14 protein-coding genes and 1 pseudogene are annotated in these 17,808 nt (G+C 72.8%); 10 read left to right on the plus strand and 5 right to left on the minus strand.

Annotation, left to right across the window (positions count from 1 at the left end):
• Positions 1–54: 54 nt before the first annotated feature.
• On the minus strand, positions 55–1,713 hold the full coding sequence (gene ptsP / locus DEI95_RS00320; protein ID WP_110824568.1) for a phosphoenolpyruvate--protein phosphotransferase: 1,659 nt from the start codon (positions 1,711–1,713) through the stop codon (positions 55–57).
• A 241-nt stretch (positions 1,714–1,954) separates the two neighbouring features.
• Between ptsP and DEI95_RS00325 the strand changes: the two genes are divergently transcribed.
• From DEI95_RS00325 to DEI95_RS00365, 9 genes and pseudogenes are all read left to right on the plus strand, one after another.
• Positions 1,955–2,725 (plus strand): DeoR/GlpR family DNA-binding transcription regulator, encoded by a 771-nt coding sequence (locus DEI95_RS00325; RefSeq protein ID WP_110824569.1) that lies wholly within the window; start codon positions 1,955–1,957, stop codon positions 2,723–2,725.
• 99 nt (positions 2,726–2,824) lie between these two features.
• Positions 2,825–3,097 (plus strand): HPr family phosphocarrier protein, encoded by a 273-nt coding sequence (locus DEI95_RS00330; protein WP_110824570.1) that lies wholly within the window; start codon positions 2,825–2,827, stop codon positions 3,095–3,097.
• Positions 3,098–3,242: 145 nt separating this feature from the next.
• On the plus strand, positions 3,243–4,085 hold the full coding sequence (locus DEI95_RS00335; protein WP_110900545.1) for an exodeoxyribonuclease III: 843 nt from the start codon (positions 3,243–3,245) through the stop codon (positions 4,083–4,085).
• Positions 4,086–4,120: 35 nt separating this feature from the next.
• Positions 4,121–5,128, plus strand: coding sequence for a tryptophan--tRNA ligase (trpS, locus tag DEI95_RS00340; RefSeq protein ID WP_111059039.1), 1,008 nt, complete (start codon positions 4,121–4,123; stop codon positions 5,126–5,128).
• Positions 5,129–5,134: 6 nt separating this feature from the next.
• Positions 5,135–5,722, plus strand: coding sequence for a GNAT family N-acetyltransferase (locus DEI95_RS00345; protein WP_111059040.1), 588 nt, complete (start codon positions 5,135–5,137; stop codon positions 5,720–5,722).
• Between the two features lie 65 nt (positions 5,723–5,787).
• Complete coding sequence (ribD, locus tag DEI95_RS00350) at positions 5,788–6,828, plus strand: bifunctional diaminohydroxyphosphoribosylaminopyrimidine deaminase/5-amino-6-(5-phosphoribosylamino)uracil reductase RibD (RefSeq protein WP_111059168.1); 1,041 nt, start codon at positions 5,788–5,790, stop codon at positions 6,826–6,828.
• Positions 6,829–6,857: 29 nt separating this feature from the next.
• Positions 6,858–7,481 (plus strand): annotated as a pseudogene (gene ribA, locus DEI95_RS00355) (GTP cyclohydrolase II); the annotation flags it as partial.
• Positions 7,482–7,676: 195 nt separating this feature from the next.
• A complete protein-coding gene (locus tag DEI95_RS00360) occupies positions 7,677–9,074 on the plus strand; it encodes an MFS transporter (RefSeq protein ID WP_110900542.1) in 1,398 nt (465 codons plus the stop codon).
• A 90-nt stretch (positions 9,075–9,164) separates the two neighbouring features.
• Positions 9,165–11,003 carry an ABC transporter ATP-binding protein gene (locus DEI95_RS00365; protein WP_111059042.1) on the plus strand — a complete coding sequence of 613 codons (1,839 nt, stop codon included), beginning with the start codon at positions 9,165–9,167 and terminating at the stop codon, positions 11,001–11,003.
• Between the two features lie 27 nt (positions 11,004–11,030).
• Here the strand turns inward: DEI95_RS00365 and DEI95_RS00370 are convergent, their stop codons facing one another.
• The 4 genes from DEI95_RS00370 to DEI95_RS00385 form a co-directional block, all read right to left on the minus strand.
• Entirely contained in the window at positions 11,031–12,524 is a 1,494-nt protein-coding gene (locus tag DEI95_RS00370; RefSeq protein ID WP_110911117.1) for an NAD-dependent succinate-semialdehyde dehydrogenase, read from the minus strand.
• Positions 12,521–13,141: an isochorismatase family protein gene (locus DEI95_RS00375; RefSeq protein ID WP_110824578.1), complete on the minus strand. Its 621-nt coding sequence runs from the start codon at positions 13,139–13,141 to the stop codon at positions 12,521–12,523. Before DEI95_RS00375 ends, DEI95_RS00370 begins: the two co-directional genes overlap by 4 nt.
• A 168-nt stretch (positions 13,142–13,309) precedes the next feature.
• Positions 13,310–14,740, minus strand: coding sequence for a D-alanyl-D-alanine carboxypeptidase/D-alanyl-D-alanine-endopeptidase (dacB, locus tag DEI95_RS00380; RefSeq protein WP_111059043.1), 1,431 nt, complete (start codon positions 14,738–14,740; stop codon positions 13,310–13,312).
• A gap of 90 nt (positions 14,741–14,830) precedes the next feature.
• Positions 14,831–15,841: a Gfo/Idh/MocA family protein gene (locus tag DEI95_RS00385; RefSeq protein ID WP_110824580.1), complete on the minus strand. Its 1,011-nt coding sequence runs from the start codon at positions 15,839–15,841 to the stop codon at positions 14,831–14,833.
• Between the two features lie 206 nt (positions 15,842–16,047).
• On the opposite strand from DEI95_RS00385, the gene DEI95_RS00390 reads away from it, so the two are divergent.
• A complete protein-coding gene (locus tag DEI95_RS00390) occupies positions 16,048–17,742 on the plus strand; it encodes an alpha-glucosidase (protein ID WP_111059044.1) in 1,695 nt (564 codons plus the stop codon).
• Positions 17,743–17,808 lie beyond the last annotated feature (66 nt).

Raw genomic sequence — 17,808 nt, forward strand, 5'->3', positions numbered from 1 at the left:
ACTCTCTGTGTGTGTGCTGCTGCAGGGATCGGGAGTGGTGCGGGAGGGGGCGGGTCAGGCGGCGTGCACCGCGGCTGCGGCGGCGGACCGGGCGGTCGCTGCCGTGCTCGCGGCGAGTGCTGCCGTCGCCATCTCGCGGGCCTCGTCGAGGGTGTGCTGGCCGAGTTCGGCACGCACGTCGGCGAGGGCCGCGGGGGTCATGGAGAGGGTGGTGGCACCGAGTCCGACGAGGACGACGGCGAGCAGCGGGTCGGCTGCCGCCTCACCGCAGATGCCGACCGCCTTGCCGGCGTCGGCACCGGCCGCACCGAGCTGCGCGACGAGGCGCAGGACGGCGGGGTGCCACGGGTCCTGGTAGCTCGCGACGGTGCCGAGCATCCGGTCGGCGGCCATCGTGTACTGCGTCAGGTCGTTCGTGCCGATCGACACGAAGTCGGCGGAGCGGAACACCTGCTCGGCCATCAGCGCGAGCGACGGCACCTCGGCCATCACGCCGGCGGTGCGGATGCCGAGTTCGCGGGCGAGCCCGACGAAGTACTCGGTCTCCTCGGCGTCGGCGACCATCGGGGCCATCACCCAGAGGTCGGCCTCGGTCGCGGCGTCGGCCCGGGCGAGTGCGGTGAGCTGGTCGCGGAGGACCTGCTCCTGGTTCCGCAGGGCGCGGAGGCCACGACGACCGAGCGCCGGGTTCTCCTCGTCCTTGTCGGTGAGGAACGGGAGCGGCTTGTCGGCACCGGCGTCGAGCGCGCGGACCACGACCTTCTTGCCGGGGAACGCGGCGAGCAGCTGCTCGTACGACTTCTGCTGCGACTCCACCGTCGGCGCCGTCGGGGCGTCGAGGAACAGGAACTCGGTGCGGAACAGTCCGACGCCCTCGGCGCCGAGGTCCACCGCGGCCTGCGCGTCGGCGGGGCTGCCGAGGTTCGCCAGCAGCGGGACGACGTGCCCGTCGGCGAGCGCGCCCGCGGTGAGCGGTGCGGCGGCGGCGGCGCGCCGGTCGGCGATGCGCTGCTCGACGTCGGCGACGAGTTCGGCGGAGGGGTCGGTCACGACGGTGCCGGCGACGGCGTCGACGACGACCTGCTGCCCCTCGACCAGGTCGTCAGCACCGCTCACGCCGACGACGGCCGTGATGCCCTTGGCGCGGGCGAGGATCGCGGTGTGCGAGGTCGGGCCGCCGTCACGGGTGACGAGGGCGAGGACCTTGTCGAGGTCGAGGAGCGCGGTGTCGGCCGGTGCGAGGTCGCGGGCGACGAGCACGAACGGGGCGTCCGACTCAGGGACGCCGGGGGCCGGGACGCCGCGGAGCTTCGCGACGATGCGCTGGGCGACGTCGTCGAGGTCGGCCGCGCGCTCCCCCATGTAGCCGCCCATGCCGACGAGCAGGTCGCGGAACTGCGCGAACGCCTCGTACACGGCACGCTCGGCGTTCGTGCCGCCGTCGATGCGCGCGTGCACGTCGTCGAGGAGGGTCGGGTCCTGCGCCATGAGCGCCTGCGCCTCGAGCACGGCCTGGGCGTCGCCGCCTGCGAGCTGGCCGCGCTTCGTGAGGTCCTCGGCGACCGCGGCGAGCGCGGCGTGCACCGCCTGCTTCGCGTCCTCGGCCGAGCCCTCGAGCGGGGTGGTCGACGGCTCTCCCAGCGGGTCCGCCATCCGGAGCACCGGGCCGTGGGCAACGCCGCGACCGACGCCGGTTCCGAGCAGATCGGACATGGGGAGACTCCTTCATCTCACGCGCAGCAGCGGTGGGCGGTTCGGGGGCGGTGCTGCATCCGGGGCGTGCTGCATCCGGACGGCCTTGCAGCACCATACATCGCCCCGCGTTGACAAACAAACACATCCGGGGATAAAAATGCAGAAACAGATGCCCGTTTGCGTCTGCCGGGACGTCCGGCCGCGGGTCACTCGCGGCGATCGTGCCCGAGCCTGTCCGTTCCGATCCGACGAGGCACCGATGTACGCACCAGAACGCCACCAGCGCATCGTCGAACAGGCGCGCGCGCACGGCCGGGTCGACGTGAAGGACCTCGCCGAACTGCTCGCCGTCACGCCGGAGACCATCCGACGCGACCTGACGAGCCTGGAGCGCCGCGGGCTCGTCCGGCGTGCCCACGGCGGTGCGATCCCCGTCGAGCGGGTCACCCTGCACCCGGGCGTCGGTGACCGCGGCGGCATCAACCAGACGGAGAAGATGGTCATCGCCGAGGCCGCGCTCGAGGAGCTGCCCGAGAACGGGTCGGTGATGATCGACGCCGGCACGTCGACGATCTGCCTCGCCGAGCTGCTGCCGACCGACCGCGGCCTCACCGTCGTCACGCACTCGCTCCCCGTCGCGATGGCCGTCGCGAACCGGCCCGGCATCGACCTGCACCTGCTCGGTGGCAACATCCGCAGCGACTCGCTCGCAGGCGTCGGCACGTGGACGCACCAGCTCATCGGCATGGTGAGCGTCGACGTCGCGTTCGTCAGCATCAACGGCATCACGCCCGAGCGCGGCCTGACGACGCACAACATGGCCGAGGCGGCCGTGAAGAGCGCCATGATCAAGTCCGCCCGCCGGAGCATCCTGCTCGCCGACCACACGAAGTTCGGCCGTGAGGAGTTCGGTCGGGTCGCCCCGCTCGCCGCGATCGACACGATCATCACCGACCCCGGCGTCAACCTGGACCTCGTCCGCGAGGTCGAGGCCGCCGGAACCGAGGTCTTCTGGCCCGGGCGCGACTGACCGTCCCCGCACGTCGGCCGCCCGCGTCCACGAGACCCGGGAACCACCCGCCAGGCGCTCGCTAGCATGAGCGCACCACCCATCGACAGGAGTCCATCGATGTCCGAAGCCACCCGCACCGTCACCGTCGCGAGCGCGTCCGGCCTGCACGCCCGCCCCGCCTCGCTGTTCGTCCAGAACGTCACCGCGTCCGGCCACCAGGTCACGATCGCCAAGGGTGAGAAGTCGGCCAACGCCGGCAGCATCCTCGGCCTGCTCGGCCTCGGTGTGGAGAACGGCGACGAGGTCGTGCTGACCGTGTCCGGCGACGACGCCGAGACCACCGCAGACAGCCTCGTCGACTTCCTGCAGACGGACCACGACGCGGCCTGACGCGCGTCCGGCGTCCGCGCGACCACACGGTCGCCGTGCAGACGGGAGGCCCCTCACCAGCTGGTGACGGGCCTCCCGTCCGTCGTCCGGTCGCCCCTCCCGCGGGCACGTCCGGGGCGTCGGGGCGCGCCGGTAGGGTTGGTGCATGACACGCCTGCGCCTCGCGACCGTCAACGTCAACGGCATCCGTGCCGCGTTCCGGAAGGGCATGGGCGACTGGCTCGCCGAGCGCGACGTCGACGTGCTCGCCCTGCAGGAGGTGCGCGCCTCGACCGAGGACCTGACCGGCCTGCTCGGCGACGAGTGGGACGTCGTGCACGACCCCGCCACCGCCAAGGGCCGCGCCGGCGTCGCCATCGCCTCGCGGCACCGGGCCCACCTGCACCGGGTCGAGCTCGGGGCGGAGGACTTCGACTCCGCCGGCCGCTGGCTCGAGGCCGACTACGAGATCGGTGGCCGCACCGTCACCGTCGTGTCGACCTACGTGCACTCGGGCGAGGTCGACACCCCGAAGCAGGACGAGAAGTGGAAGTTCCTCGACGCCATGACCGAGCGCCTGCCCGCGCTCCGCGCGCACAACCCGCTCGCCGTGGTGGTCGGTGACCTGAACGTCGGCCACGACCAGCGGGACATCAAGAACTGGAAGGGCAACGTCAAGCGCGCCGGCTTCCTGCCGCGCGAGCGCGCCTACTTCAGCCGGTTCTTCGGGGCCGAGGGCGAGCAGGTCGAGGGGGCGGACGGCTCCACCGGTCCGGGTCTCGGCTGGGTCGACGTCGGCCGTGCCCAGGCCGGCGACGTCGACGGCCCGTACACGTGGTGGTCCTGGCGCGGTCAGGCGTTCGACAACGACTCCGGGTGGCGCATCGACTACCAGGTCGCGACGCCCGAGCTCGCCGCGACCGTGACCTCGTACACCGTGGACCGCGCCGCCGCGTACGACCAGCGATGGTCCGACCACGCCCCCGTGGTCGTCGACTACGACCTCTGATCCCCCGCTCGCTCCCCAGCACCAGGACTCTCCGCATGACCAGCACGCGCATCTTCTCCGGCATCCAGCCCTCGGCCGGTTCGCTCCACCTCGGCAACTACATCGGCGCCCTCATGCAGTGGCGCGACCTGCAGGACGACCACGACGCCATCTACTGCGTGGTCGACATGCACGCGATCACCTCCCCGCAGGACCCCGCGGAACTGCGGGCGAGCACCCGGGCGACCGCGGCGCAGTACATCGCCTCGGGCATCGACCCGTCGAAGTCGACGCTGTTCGTGCAGTCGCACGTCCCCGCGCACGCCGAGCTCGCCTGGGTACTGAACACCCTGACGGGCTTCGGCGAGGCGAGCCGGATGACCCAGTTCAAGGACAAGTCGGCGCGCCAGGGTGCGGAAGCCGCCTCGGTCGGGCTGTTCACGTACCCGATCCTGATGGCGTCGGACATCCTGCTCTACGACACGGCGGTCGTCCCGGTCGGCGACGACCAGCGGCAACACGTCGAACTGACGCGCGACCTGGCCCAGCGCTTCAACTCGCGCTTCGGCGACACGTTCGTCGTCCCGGAGGCCCGGATCGGTTCCGAGACCGCTCGCATCTACGACCTGCAGGACCCGACCAGCAAGATGAGCAAGTCGGCCGCGTCCGACAACGGCCTCGTCCGCCTGCTCGACGACCCGAAACGGACCGCGAAGAAGATCCGGTCGGCCGTGACGGACACCGAGCGCGAGATCCGTGCCGACCGGCAGGCGAAGCCGGGCGTGACGAACCTGCTCGCGATCCTGTCCGCCTTCACCGGCACCGCGGTCGCCGACCTCGAGACGTCGTTCACCGGCAAGGGCTACGGCGACCTCAAGGGTGCGGTGGCGGACGCCGTCGTCGCCGAGCTCGAACCGGTGCGCGCCCGCACCCTCGAACTCCTCGACGACCCGGCCGAGCTGGACCGCCTGCTGGCCGTCGGTGCCGAGCGCGCCGAGGCGATCGCGGACGCCACGCTCGCCCGCGTCTACGACGCCATCGGCTTCGTGCCGCGCGCCCGCTGAGCGCCCGTGCTCCCCGTCACGCTCGAGTCGGCGCGGGTCCAGCTCGACGTCCCCACCCGCACCGACGCGGCCGCGATCACGCAGGCATGCCAGGACCCGGAGATCGCGCGCTGGACGACGATCCCGCAGCCCTACCGACAGCAGGACGCCACGACGTTCGTCGACGCGCTGGTCGGGCCGGGGTGGGCCTCCGACCGTGAGTACACCTGGGCGATCCGTCGACCCGGTTCGACCTGGCTCGACGGGGTGATCAGCTACCGGACCGCCCGGCGGGACCTCGGGTTCTGGCTCGACCCGTCCGCCCGGGGCCTCGGGCTCGTGCACGACGCCGTCGAGCTCGTCGTCGGGTTCGCGTTCGACCGCGGCGCGCCCGACGTGTACTGGGAGTGCTACGTCGGCAACACCGCCTCGGCCGCGGTCGCCCGGCGCGCCGGCTTCGCGTACACCGGCACCGGCGACGCCCTCGTCCCGAACCGGGACGGGTCCCCCGCCGCCGCGTGGAAGGGGCTCCGTCGGGCGGACGGCACCCCGGCGTCGGACCTGCCCTGGCCGCCCGACTCGATGACGGGCCCCGCCGGTAGTCTCGCTCCGTGAGCGACTCCGCACCCGACACGACCCCGGTCCGCGACGTCGGGGTCCGCGACGTCGAGGTCCGCGCCATGCGCCGGGCGCTCGAGCTCGCCGCCCGCGGCCCCGCCGTCGGCGACCACGCCCGGGTCGGCGCCGTCCTCCTCTCCCCCGCGGGTGACGTGCTGGCAGAGGGCTGGCACAAGGGCGCCGGTACCGCGCACGCCGAGGTCGACGCGATGCGGAAGGTCGATCCGGCCCTGCTCCGCGGTGCGACCGCCGTCGTGACCATGGAGCCGTGCGACCACACCGGCCGGACCGGGCCCTGCTCGGTCGCGCTCATCGACGCCGGCGTCGGCCGGGTCGTGTACGCCGTCGACGACCCGGGGGCGGCGGCACACGGCGGGGCGGACCGGCTCCGTGCCGCCGGCGTCGACGTCGTGTCGGGGGTCCTCGCCGACGACGCCGAGGCGTTCCTCGAGCGGTGGCTGCTCTCGGTCCGGCTCGGGCGACCCTGGGTGACGGTGAAGTGGGCCTCCAGCCTCGACGGCCGCGCTGCGGCGGCGGACGGGTCGAGCCGGTGGATCACCGGTGCCGCCGCCCGGCAGCACGTGCACGAGCAGCGTGCCGCGCACGACGCCGTCCTCGTCGGCACCGGGACCGCGCTGGCGGACGACCCGAGCCTGACCGCCCGTGGCGACGCCGGGGAGTTCCTCGCCGACCAGCCCCTGCCCGTCGTCCTCGGCGACCGGCCGCTGCCCGCCGACGCGGCCCTGCACCGGCATCCCCGTGGTCTCGTCACGATCCCCGGCCACGACCTGGACAACGCACTCCGGTCCCTCCGCGAGCAGGGGGTGCACAGCGTGCTCGTCGAGGGCGGGCCGACCGTCGCGTCGGCGTTCATCGCGGCCGGGCTCGCCGACGAGCTGCTCGTCTACCTCGCCCCCGTGCTGCTCGGCGGTCCCCGGGTGGCACTCGACGACATCGGGGTGGGAAGCATCCAGGGAGCGCGGATGTTGCGTGTACTGTCGACGTCCAGCCTCGGCCCCGATCTGCTGGTCCGCGCCCGTCCGGTCCCCCAGCGGTCCGGTCACGCGGTCGACGGGGCCCCCACCGACCGGAGCACCCCATGACCGACGCACTGACCTCCGCCACCCCCGGGAGCCCGGTCCAGTTCGAGGTCGCCACGAAGGTCCCGACCACGCACGGCACGTTGGAGATGCGTGCCTACCGGGACCTCGTGACGAGCGCGGAACACGTCGCCGTCATCGCGACCGCTCCGGACGGGTCGGCACCGACCGACGGGGCGCTCGTGCGGGTGCACTCCGAGTGCCTGACCGGTGAGGCGTTCGGGTCGCTGAAGTGCGAGTGCGGTCCGCAGCTCGACGCGGCCCTCGACACGATCGCGGCCGAGGGCGGGGTCGTCGTGTACCTGCGCGGGCACGAGGGGCGCGGCATCGGGCTCATCAACAAGCTCAAGGCGTACCGCCTGCAGGAGGACGGGCTCGACACCCTCGACGCCAACCTCGCGCTCGGGCTCCCCGCCGACTCCCGCGAGTACGGCGGCGCGGCCGGCATCCTCGCCGACCTCGGCATCACACGCGTGCGGCTGCTGACGAACAACACCGAGAAGCGTCGGCAGCTCGTCGAGCACGGCATCGCGGTGGACGCCCTGGTCCCCCTCGTGGTCGGTGTCTCCGCGCAGAACGCCGGGTACCTCGACACGAAGCGCGACCGGATGGGCCACACGCTCCCCGACCACCTCGCGACCGGCGCGGCCAACTGACGGCTCCTTCCGGGCGGATTCGCAGGTGGGCGACATCCGTCGTACACTGAGGACCCCGTCACGAGCGGGACCACCACCCCGAACGCACCCGACCCGGTGTCCGCGCCACCCCGCGCGAACCGGTCGGCGTCCGCAGTCCGGCCCCACGCTGCGCTCCCCCGCGAGCGCGCGCACCGCGAAAGTGCCCTCACGCCCATGACCGCCGCACCGGCCACCCCGACGTCCGCCCCGAAGACGAACCCGCGCTCGCGCGTCGTCATCGCGAGCCTCGTCGGCACCTCCATCGAGTTCTACGACTTCTACGTCTACGCGACGGCCGCGGTCCTCGTGTTCCCGACGCTCTTCTTCCCGAACGAGGACCCGACCGCGTCGCAGCTGTCCTCCTTCGTCACCTTCGCGCTGGCGTTCTTCGCCCGCCCGGTCGGCTCCGTCCTCTTCGGCCACTTCGGGGACCGCATCGGCCGGAAGACCACCCTCGTCGCCTCGCTGCTCGTGATGGGGACGGCGACGTTCCTCATCGGCTGCCTGCCGACCTTCGACACGATCGGCATCTGGGCGCCCGTGCTCCTCGCCGTGATGCGCTTCGCGCAGGGCGTCGGCCTCGGCGGCGAATGGTCCGGCGCCGCGCTCCTCGCGACCGAGAACGCGCCGCAGGGCAAGCGCGGGGTGTTCGGCTCGATGCCGCAGCTCGGCGCCCCGATCGGGTTCCTCCTCGCGAACGGTCTGTTCATCGCGATCAACGCCGCCATGCCGGCCGGTGCGGACGGCACCCCGAACGCCGACTTCCAGGCCTGGGGATGGCGCATCCCGTTCCTGCTGTCCGCCGTGCTCGTGCTCATCGGCCTCTACGTGCGGTTCCGGCTCGTCGAGTCGCCCGCCTTCCGCGGCGTGCAGGAGACCGGCTCGGTCGCGAAGGTCCCGCTCGCCCGGGTGTTCCGCACCTCGTGGAAGGCCGTCGTCGTCGGCACCTTCGGCATGGTCGCCACGTACGTGCTCTTCTACTTCATGACGACCTTCACGCTGGCGTACGGCACCACCGCGACCTCGATGGTCCCGAAGGTCGGCCTCGGGTACACGCGCGGTGAGTTCCTCACCCTCCTCATGATCGGCGTCGTGTTCTTCGGGATCTTCACGCCGGTCGCCGGGATCCTCGCGGACAAGTTCGGACGTCGTCGCACGCTCATCCCGACCACGATCGGCATCGCGCTCTTCGGGCTGACCTTCCAGCTGTGGTTCGCCGCGTCGCAGGGCCCGATCACGGTCGTCACGTTCCTCATCGTCGGGCTGTCGCTGATGGGACTGACGTTCGGGCCGATGGGTGCCCTGCTGCCGGAGCTGTTCCCGACGAACGTCCGCTACACCGGCTCCGCGCTCGCCTACAACCTCGCGTCGATCCTCGGGGCGTCCCTGGCCCCGACGATCGCCGTCGCGCTGTGGAAGCCGGACGGGGACATCTTCCTGGTCGGCCTCTACCTGACGATCGCGGCGGTCGTCACCCTGGTCGCGCTCCTGCTCGTCCGCGAGACGCGCGGTACCGACCTCGACGAGGCCGAGGCGCGGCAGGCCGTCGCGGCCGGACGCGACGCGCGCTGACCGCGGCCTGATCGGACGGGAGGCTGCCCACCGGACCGGGGACAGCCTCCCGTCCGTCTGTCGGTGCAGCGGTGAGAGAATCGACGCACGATGAGCAACCCGTTCGCACGCCCGAAGCCGACCGACGGGCCCCGTGCCACCTTCGGCCGCCTGCTGTCCTACCTGTTCGAGAACAAGCCGGCGATGGTCGTCATCATCGTGCTGAGCATCCTCGGAGCCGCGGCGTCCCTCGCCCAGCCGCTGCTCGTCAACCAGGTCGTCACGGCGGTCCAGCAGGGCACCGGCATGTCGACGCTCGTGTGGGCGCTCGTCGTCCTCGTGCTCGTCGCCGGCGTCCTGAACGGTGTGCAGCACTTCCTGCTCCAGCGCGCCGGAGAGGGCGTCGTGCTGTCGACACGGCGGAAGCTCATCGCCCGCATCCTCAACCTGCCGATCTCGGAGTTCGACGTCCGCCGCACCGGCGACCTGGTGTCCCGCGTCGGCAGCGACACCACGCTCCTCCGCGCCGTCCTGACCCAGGGCCTCATCGAGTCGATCGGTGGTGCCCTCACCTTCATCGGCGCGGTCGTCGCGATGGCCGTCATCGACCCGCTGCTGCTCGTCGTGGTCGTCGTGATCGTCATCGTCGCGGTCGTCGTCGTCGGCGGCCTCAGCCGGCGCATCCGGGTCGCCTCGAAGGCCGCGCAGGAGAAGGTCGGCGACCTGACGGCGGCGGTCGAGCGGGGCATCGGCGCCGTCCGGACCATCCGCGCCGCCGGGGCCACCGCCCGCGAGGTCAGCGAGGTCGACGCACACGCCACCGAGGCCTACCGCCGTGGACTCGTCATCGCGCGCATGTCCGCCTTCGTCGTCCCGGTCGCGAGCATCGTCATGCAGGTCGCGTTCATCGCGGTGCTCGGCATCGGCGGCGCGCAGGTGGCGGCGGGGACGATCACGATCGCCACCCTCATCACGTTCATCCTGCTGCTCTTCATGATGATCATGCCGCTCGGGCAGGCGCTCGGCGCGGTCGTCGCCGTGGCGCAGGCCCTCGGCGCGCTCGGACGCATCGAGGAGATCCTCCACCTGCCGACCGAGGACCAGGGCGACACTGCCGTCCACCCCGCCGCCGCGGTCGCGACCGACGACGCCATCACCTTCGAGCACGTCACGTTCCGCTACGCCGCGACACCGGACGCCGTGGGGTCGGACGGCGCGGCCGGGTCGGGGGACGTCAGTGCCCCCGCTCCCACCGCCGGCGCCGGCGAACAGGCCGTCCTGCACGACGTGTCGTTCAGCGTGCCTCGTGGCACCCGGGTCGCCCTCGTCGGACCGTCGGGCGCCGGGAAGTCCACGACCCTGGCCCTCATCGAGCGCTTCTACGACCCCACCGAGGGCGTCATCCGCCTCGGCGGGCTCGACGTCCGCGGCCTCGACCGGGCCGAGCTCCGTGCCCAGATCGGCTACGTCGAACAGGACGCCCCGGTGCTCGCCGGCACGATCCGAGCGAACCTGCTGCTCGGCGCGCCGGACGCCCCGGAGTCCGAGTGCGTCCGGGTGCTCGAGGCGGTCAACCTCGGCGACGTGCTCCACCGCGACCCGCGCGGACTCGACGCGCAGGTCGGCGAGGACGGCGTGATGCTCTCCGGCGGTGAACGCCAGCGGCTCGCGATCGCCCGAGCGCTCCTCGCCGCTCCCCCGATCCTGCTGCTCGACGAGTCGACGTCCTCGCTGGACGGGGTGAACGAGCAGAAGATGCGGCTGGCGATCGACGCGGTTGCCGAGGACCGGACGCTGCTCGTCATCGCGCACCGGCTGTCGACCGTCGTGGACTCCGACGTCATCGTCGTGCTCGAGCACGGCCGCGTCGTCGGCATCGGCACGCACTCCGAGCTGGTGCAGAGCACCCCGCTCTACCGCGACCTGGCGAAGCACCAGCTGCTGGTCTGAGCGCCCCGCCCCGCCCCGCCCGCAGGGTCAGGCGGCGAAGGGGTCCGGGGTGAGCACGTACACGGTCTCCAGGTACTCCTCGAGGCCCTCGTGCGAGCCCTCGCGGCCCAGGCCGGACGCCTTGACGCCGCCGAACGGGAACGCGGCGTTCGACACCACGCCGGTGTTCCAGCCGAGCATGCCCGTCTCCAACCGCTCGGCCAGGCGCTGCCCGCGCCGCATGTCCTCGGTGAAGGCGTAGGCGACGAGCCCGTACTCGGTGTCGTTCGCGAGCCGGATGCCCTCCTCCTCGGTGGCGAACCGCGTGATCGAGACGACGGGCCCGAAGATCTCGGTCGTCAGGATGTCCGACCCCGGCTGGACGTCGTCGAGGAGTGTCGGCGCGTAGTACGTGCCCGCACGATCGACCCGCCGACCACCCGTCACCAGCGTGGCGCCACGCTCGACGGCGTCGTCGACGAGCCCGGCCGCCTTGTCGACGGCCCGGCCGTCGATGAGCGGGCCGATGTCGGTGCCGTCCTCGGTCCCGCGCCCGATGCGGAGTGCCTCGATCCGTTCGGTCAGGGCCGCCGTGAACGCGTCCGCGATGCCCTCCTGCACGAAGAACCGGTTCGCGGCGGTGCAGGCCTCCCCGACGTTCCGGAACTTGGCCTGCATGGCGGCGTCCACCGCACGGTCCAGGTCGGCGTCGTCGAACACGAGCAGCGGGGCGTTGCCGCCGAGCTCCATGCTCGTCTTCAGCACGGTGTCGGCCGCCTGCTTGAGGAGCGCGGACCCGACCGGCGTCGAGCCGGTGAAGGTGAGCTTCCGGAGTCGACGGTCCGCGATGACCGGTGCGGACAGCGCCTTCGCGTCCGAGGACGGCACGACGTTGAGCACGCCGTCCGGCAGTCCGGCCCGGCGGAACAGCTCGACGAGGTACAGGGTCGTCAGCGGGGTGAGGTCGGCGGGCTTCAGCACGACCGTGCAGCCGGCGGCGAGGGCCGGTGCGATCTTCCGGGTCGCCATCGCGAGCGGGAAGTTCCACGGGGTGATCGCGTAGACCGGACCGACCGGGCGCTTCAGCACGATGCCACGACCGGTGCCCTCCGGGTTCGTCCGGTAGTCGCCGCCGATGCGGACGGCCTCCTCGGAGAACCAGCGGAGGAACTCGGCGCCGTAGACGACCTCGCCGTGCGACTCGGCGAGGGGCTTGCCCATCTCGAGCGTCATCACCGCGGCGATGTCGTCGGCGTGCTCGTGCACGAGGTCGAAGGCGCGGCGGAGCAGGTCCGAGCGGCGGCGCGGGGCGGTGGCGGCCCACTCCTCCTGTGCGGCGACCGCGGCGTCGAGCGCGGCGATGCCGTCCTCCGGTGTGGCGTCGGCCACGCTCGCGAGGACGGCGCCGGTCGACGGGTCGCGGACGTCGAACGTCGCGCCGCCCGAGGCCGGTCGCCAGGAACCCCCGATGAACAGGCCGGTGGGGACGCCGGGGACGCTGACGTGCTCGTCGGCGACGGTCGTGTCGGTCGTGTCGGTCACAGGACCGCTCCTCCCGGGCGCTGCCGCCCCTCGTCCATGTCACTGCGTCCGGTGTGGCCGCCCTCGTCCCGGACCTCCTCGAGCGCCGCCTCGCTGGCCGCGCGGTCGACGCCGACGACGAGGTCCTCGTACACGAACACGTCCAGGCCCGCGTGCACGCCGTCGAGCGCCGATGCCCGCACGCAGTGGTCGGTGGCGATGCCGACGACGTCGACGGCGTGGACCTCGCGGTCGAAGAAGACGTCCACCAGGTCCGCGCCGGTGTCGGTCGTCCCCTCGAACGCCGAGTAGGCCGGCTCGCCCTGCCCCTTCCGCACGTGCACGTCCACGGCGGACAGGTCGAGCGCCGGGTGGTACTCGGCGCCCGGGCTGTCGGCCACGCAGTGCACCGGCCAGGTCGTCCGGAAGTCGGGGCCGTCCGGGCCGGCGAAGTGCCCGCCGTTGTCCCCGGTGGCGTCGTGCCAGTCGCGGGAGGCGACGACGAGGTCGTACTCGTCGGCGTGCCGTCGGAGGAAGGCGGTGATCCGTCCGGCCACCGCCGCTCCTCCGTCGACCGCGAGCGCGCCGCCCTCGGTGAAGTCGTTCTGGACGTCGATGATGAGCAGTGCCCGAGCCATGACCCCATCCAACACCTGGCACCAGAGCACCCGTTGACGGGGCACCCGTCCGGCCAGGTACGCCGGGGTCAGGACGCAGCAAGCGCCGGGTCAGGAGGCGGCGAGGGACCCGCCGCAGCGGTAGGCGGCGGCCGTCACGGCGTCGAGCGCCGGCAACGCGGCGGCCCGCTACGACCCGATGGCGTAGAACGCGAACGTCAGCTTCGTGCCGTCCGCGGCGTCGATGAAGCCGCCCAGGGTGTTCGCACTGTCGATCCACCCGGTCTTGGCGTGGACCTTGCCCCGGGCGTCGGCGTTCGCCCCCGTGAAGCGGCTCGACAACGTGCCGGAGACGCCGGACACCGGCAGGACCGATGCGAGCGTCCCGAGCCCTCGCTCACCCCGGGTCACCGGGACCATGAGGTGGGCGACGAAGGACGGCGACACGGCGTTGGCCGCACTCTCCCCGGACCCGTCGATGATCGTGATCCCGGCCGGGTCGACCCCGTAGCCGCGCAGGGCGGAGGCGTACACCCCGGTGAGCGACGCCGCGGTCCCCCCGGCACCGGCCTCCTTCGACGAGACCCGGGCGAGCATCTCGGCGAGGGTGTTGTCCGAGTTCGGGATCATCTGCCCGATGAGCGTGGAGACCGGCTGCGACTGCACCTGCGCGATCGTGGCCTGCGAGGTCGTCGCGCGCTTCGTGACCGGTGCCGTCGCGGCCCCGACGACCCCTGCGTTGACCAGGGCCGTCCGGAACGCGTCACCGGCCCGGCCGATCGGGTCCTCGGAGCGCGGTGAGGTGGCGGCGGCCGGGTTCGCACGGTCACCGTCGACCATGAGCGCGGTCACCTCGGGCTGGTAGCCGATCGTGCGCTCGCTCACCGGCCAGGTGGGGTGCCAGGCGTCGGCCTCGCTCCACCACGTGCCGTCCGCGACGATCGACCGGACGGGCGCGTCGCCGAGGCGGGCCTTCACCTGCTGCGCGAGCTGCTGCAGCGTGGGTGCACCGGGGTAGACGGTGCCGTTGCCCGCCGACAGGGTCGCGTCACCGTGCCCGACGAGGGCGATCGTGCCGTCGCCCTCGTCGGTGACGGTCGTCGGGATGGTGTGGTCGCCGCCGAGCACGGCGAGCGCGGTCGCGCTCGTGAGGGTCTTCATCACGCTGCCGGTCTGGGCCGGGGTGCCGCCGTCGCGGGAGAACAGTTCCTCACCGGTGGTCGCGTTCATCACGTACCCCTCGAACCGACCGAGGCCGCTCGCGGAGGCGGCACCGGCGATCGAGCAGGTCCGCGCGGCGGCACGGGCGCTCGGCGTCGGGGTCGGGGTCGGCTTCGCGGTGGGCGTGACGGTCGCGGTCGGCTCCGGGGACGTCGAGGGGCTCACGGTCGGCGTCGCGCTGGCGGTCGGCGTCCGGGCGGCGCTGGCGGACACCGCGGCTCGCGGCTGCTCCCCGCTCGCAGCACCCACGGCGACCGCGCCGCCGGACCCGACGACGAGGACCGCGACGAGCCCGCCGATCGCCCACGGGACCGGTCGGCGGTTCGCGGAGGCACGGAGCGCGGCGACGGAACGGGAGACGGGACCGCCGGCGGACGGCTCGGGTGACTGCTCGGACATCGGGACGATCCTACGAGACGCGCGGTCGGGCCTCCAGGGCGGGACCGGCCGTCGGGTGCGGGACCGGCCGTCCGGTGCGGGAACGGCCGGTCAGTCGGCGTCGTCGGCCGCGTAGCGGACGCCCACCTGGCGACGTGCCTCGTCCATGACCGCCATCACCGCGACGGTGTGGTCGATGCCGGCCGGACCGTCCTCCGCGGTCTCGACCGGTCCGCCCCCGGCGGGCGCCGCCGTGACCGCGGCCTCGAGCGCACGGGCCTCGTGCGCGTAGCCGGCGAGCTCCTCGCGCCCGTCGAACTCCTCGATCACTGCCCCGTCCGCGTCCCGGATGCGCCAGGTGGTCGGCGTGTACCAGGTCGGGTCGATGTCGATCCGCCCAGCCGTCCCGATGATCGACGCGCTGTTCGGGCTCCGCACGTCGAGCGCGAAGTGCACGGTCGACTGCGCACCGCCCTCGTGCGTCATCACGATCCCCATCTGGGTGTCGACGCCCTGGTCGCTGAGCGTACCGGCCGCCACGAGACCGGTCGGGACGCCGAGGACGTCGACCGCGAACGAGACGGGGTACACCCCGAGGTCGAGGAGGGCGCCGCCACCGAGCGCCGGGTCGTTGAGCCGGTGCCGCGGGTCGGTCGGGAGGGCCTGGTGGTGGGTCGCCTCGACCAACCGCGGCGTTCCGATCCGCCCCTCGGCGAGGACCCGGCGGATCATCGCGGTCTGCGGCAGGAACCGGGTCCACATCGCCTCGACGACGAGGACTCCGCGCTCGCGTGCGGCGTCGCGGACCCGCCGCGCCTGGGCCGCGGTGATCGTGAAGGCCTTCTCCACGAGGACGTGCTTGCCGGCCGCGATCGCGAGGAGGGCGTCCTCGGCGTGCCGGGAGTGCGGCGTCGCCACGTAGACGGCGTCCACCTGGTCGTCGGCGACGAGGGAGGCGTAGTCGCCGTGTGCACGCGGGATGCCGTGCTCCTCCGCGAAGGCACGGGCGCCCTCCTCGGTACGGGACCCGACCGCGACGAACTCCACCCCCGCGGCGGTGCAGTCCACCACGAAGGACCGGGCGATGCCACCGGTCCCGAGCACTCCCCATCGAACGGTCATGCGGCCTGTCTACCAGGCGCGCCGTGACGGGACCGGTGTCGCCTGCACCGAGCACCCGTCGGTCCGTGCTCGGTCAGGACGCGCGGCGTACCGTGCTGTCCACCAGGAGACGGACGGGAGGCCCGCACCGGGCGGGTGACGGGCCTCCAGTCCGACAGGTGGTTGGTCCGCGCGCCGAGCGCACGGACCGGACGCGAGGAGGCGCCGTGACCGGACCGGAACCGTGGTGGACGAGAGCCGTTGTCTACCAGGTGTACCCACGGAGCTTCGCCGACGGGAACGGCGACGGCGTCGGTGACCTCGCCGGGCTGCGCCGCCACCTCGACCACATCGCCGACCTCGGCGTCGACGTCGTCTGGCTCTCCCCCGTCTACCGCTCACCGCAGGTCGACAACGGGTACGACATCTCGGACCACGAGGACATCGACCCGCTGTTCGGCACGATCGACGAGTTCGACGCGCTGCTCGTCGAGGTGCACCGGCGGGGCATGCGGCTCGTCATGGACCTCGTCGTCAACCACACCAGCGACCAGCACCCCTGGTTCCGCGCGGCACTCCGATCGCGGACGTGCCCGAAGCACGACTGGTACATCTGGCGGGACCCGGTCGACGGGCACGAGCCGAACCGGTGGCGCGCCGCGTTCGGCGGCCCGGCATGGTCGTGGGACCCCGGCACCGGCCAGTACTACCTGCACATGTTCACGCCGCAGCAGCCGGACCTGAACTGGGAGAACCCGGACATGCGTGCCGCCGTGTACGACATGATGAACCGCTGGCTCGACCGCGGCGTCGACGGCTTCCGGATGGACGTCATCAACCACATCGCGAAGGACGACGACGCCCTGTCCGGCGACAGCGATGCCTACGTCATGCAGCCGCGGGTCCACGAGCACCTGCAGGAGATGCACGACCGGGTGTTCGCCGGCCGGGACGCGCTGCTCACCGTCGGCGAGATGCCGGGCGTCTCGGTCGAGGACGCCGTGCTGTTCACCGCCCCGGAGCGGCACGAACTCGACATGGTGTTCCAGTTCGAGCACGTCGGGCTCGACCACGCGCCGGCGTCGAAGTTCACCCGGCAGGAGACCGACCTACCGGCGCTGAAGGCCTCGCTCGCGCGGTGGCAGACGGCGCTCGAGCAGCGCGGCTGGAACTCGCTGTACCTGTCGAACCACGACCAGCCGCGGCCGGTGTCGCGCTTCGGGGCGGCGGCACGGGCGGAGTCGGACGACCCGTACGCCTTCCGCTACGAGTCGGCGACGGTGCTCGCCACCGTGCTGCACCTGCACCGCGGGACGCCGTACGTCTACCAGGGCGACGAGATCGGCATGGTGAACGCGGGGTTCACCGCGATCGAGCAGTACCGCGACGTCGAGTCGGTGAACTGGTTCCGCGGGGCCGTCGGCCGGGGCATGTCCGCCGCGTCGGCGCTCGAGGCGCTGGCGTTCCGCAGTCGTGACAATGCCCGGACGCCGATCCCCTGGGACGACAGCGAGCCCGCCGGTGGGTTCTCGACCGCGGAGCCGTGGATCGGGATGGGGCAGGGCTGGCCGCACGTCACCGTCGCGGCGGACCGCGCCGCCGGGGACCGGTCCGTGTACGAACACCACCGGCGACTCATCGCGCTGCGGCACCGGTCGCGGACCGTGCAGCTCGGCACCTTCACGCTCCTCGAGCCGGAGCACCCGGTGCTGTGGGCGTTCACGCGGGCACTCCCCGACGGGTCGACCCGGGACGAGGACGACCCACCGCTCGTCGTCGTCGCGAACCTGTCGTCGTCGGACCTCGTCCTGCCCGAGGGCATCGCGGGGCGGACGGGCGACCTCGTGCTCGGGAACCTCGGGGAGCCGGGCTCGACCGGGATGTTGCGTCCGTGGGAGGCGCGCGTGCACGTGTGCCGGTGACGGGGCTCCCGGCCGGCGACCCGGCCCGCGGCCCGGCCTGACGCCGGCCACCCTGGGAAGCACGAA

The organism is Curtobacterium sp. MCBD17_008, from assembly GCF_003234475.1.
GTDB lineage: Bacteria > Actinomycetota > Actinomycetes > Actinomycetales > Microbacteriaceae > Curtobacterium.

Coding starts and splice junctions, on each gene's coding strand:
- trpS (WP_111059039.1), top strand. CDS start 4,121: ATGACCAGCACGCGCATCTTCTCCGGCATCCAGCCCTCGGCCGGTTCG.
- ribD (WP_111059168.1), top strand. CDS start 5,788: ATGCGCCGGGCGCTCGAGCTCGCCGCCCGCGGCCCCGCCGTCGGCGAC.
- DEI95_RS00335 (WP_110900545.1), top strand. CDS start 3,243: ATGACACGCCTGCGCCTCGCGACCGTCAACGTCAACGGCATCCGTGCC.
- ptsP (WP_110824568.1), bottom strand. CDS start 1,713: ATGTCCGATCTGCTCGGAACCGGCGTCGGTCGCGGCGTTGCCCACGGC.
- DEI95_RS00330 (WP_110824570.1), top strand. CDS start 2,825: ATGTCCGAAGCCACCCGCACCGTCACCGTCGCGAGCGCGTCCGGCCTG.
- DEI95_RS00385 (WP_110824580.1), bottom strand. CDS start 15,841: ATGACCGTTCGATGGGGAGTGCTCGGGACCGGTGGCATCGCCCGGTCC.
- DEI95_RS00360 (WP_110900542.1), top strand. CDS start 7,677: ATGACCGCCGCACCGGCCACCCCGACGTCCGCCCCGAAGACGAACCCG.
- dacB (WP_111059043.1), bottom strand. CDS start 14,740: ATGTCCGAGCAGTCACCCGAGCCGTCCGCCGGCGGTCCCGTCTCCCGT.
- DEI95_RS00375 (WP_110824578.1), bottom strand. CDS start 13,141: ATGGCTCGGGCACTGCTCATCATCGACGTCCAGAACGACTTCACCGAG.
- DEI95_RS00365 (WP_111059042.1), top strand. CDS start 9,165: ATGAGCAACCCGTTCGCACGCCCGAAGCCGACCGACGGGCCCCGTGCC.
- DEI95_RS00325 (WP_110824569.1), top strand. CDS start 1,955: ATGTACGCACCAGAACGCCACCAGCGCATCGTCGAACAGGCGCGCGCG.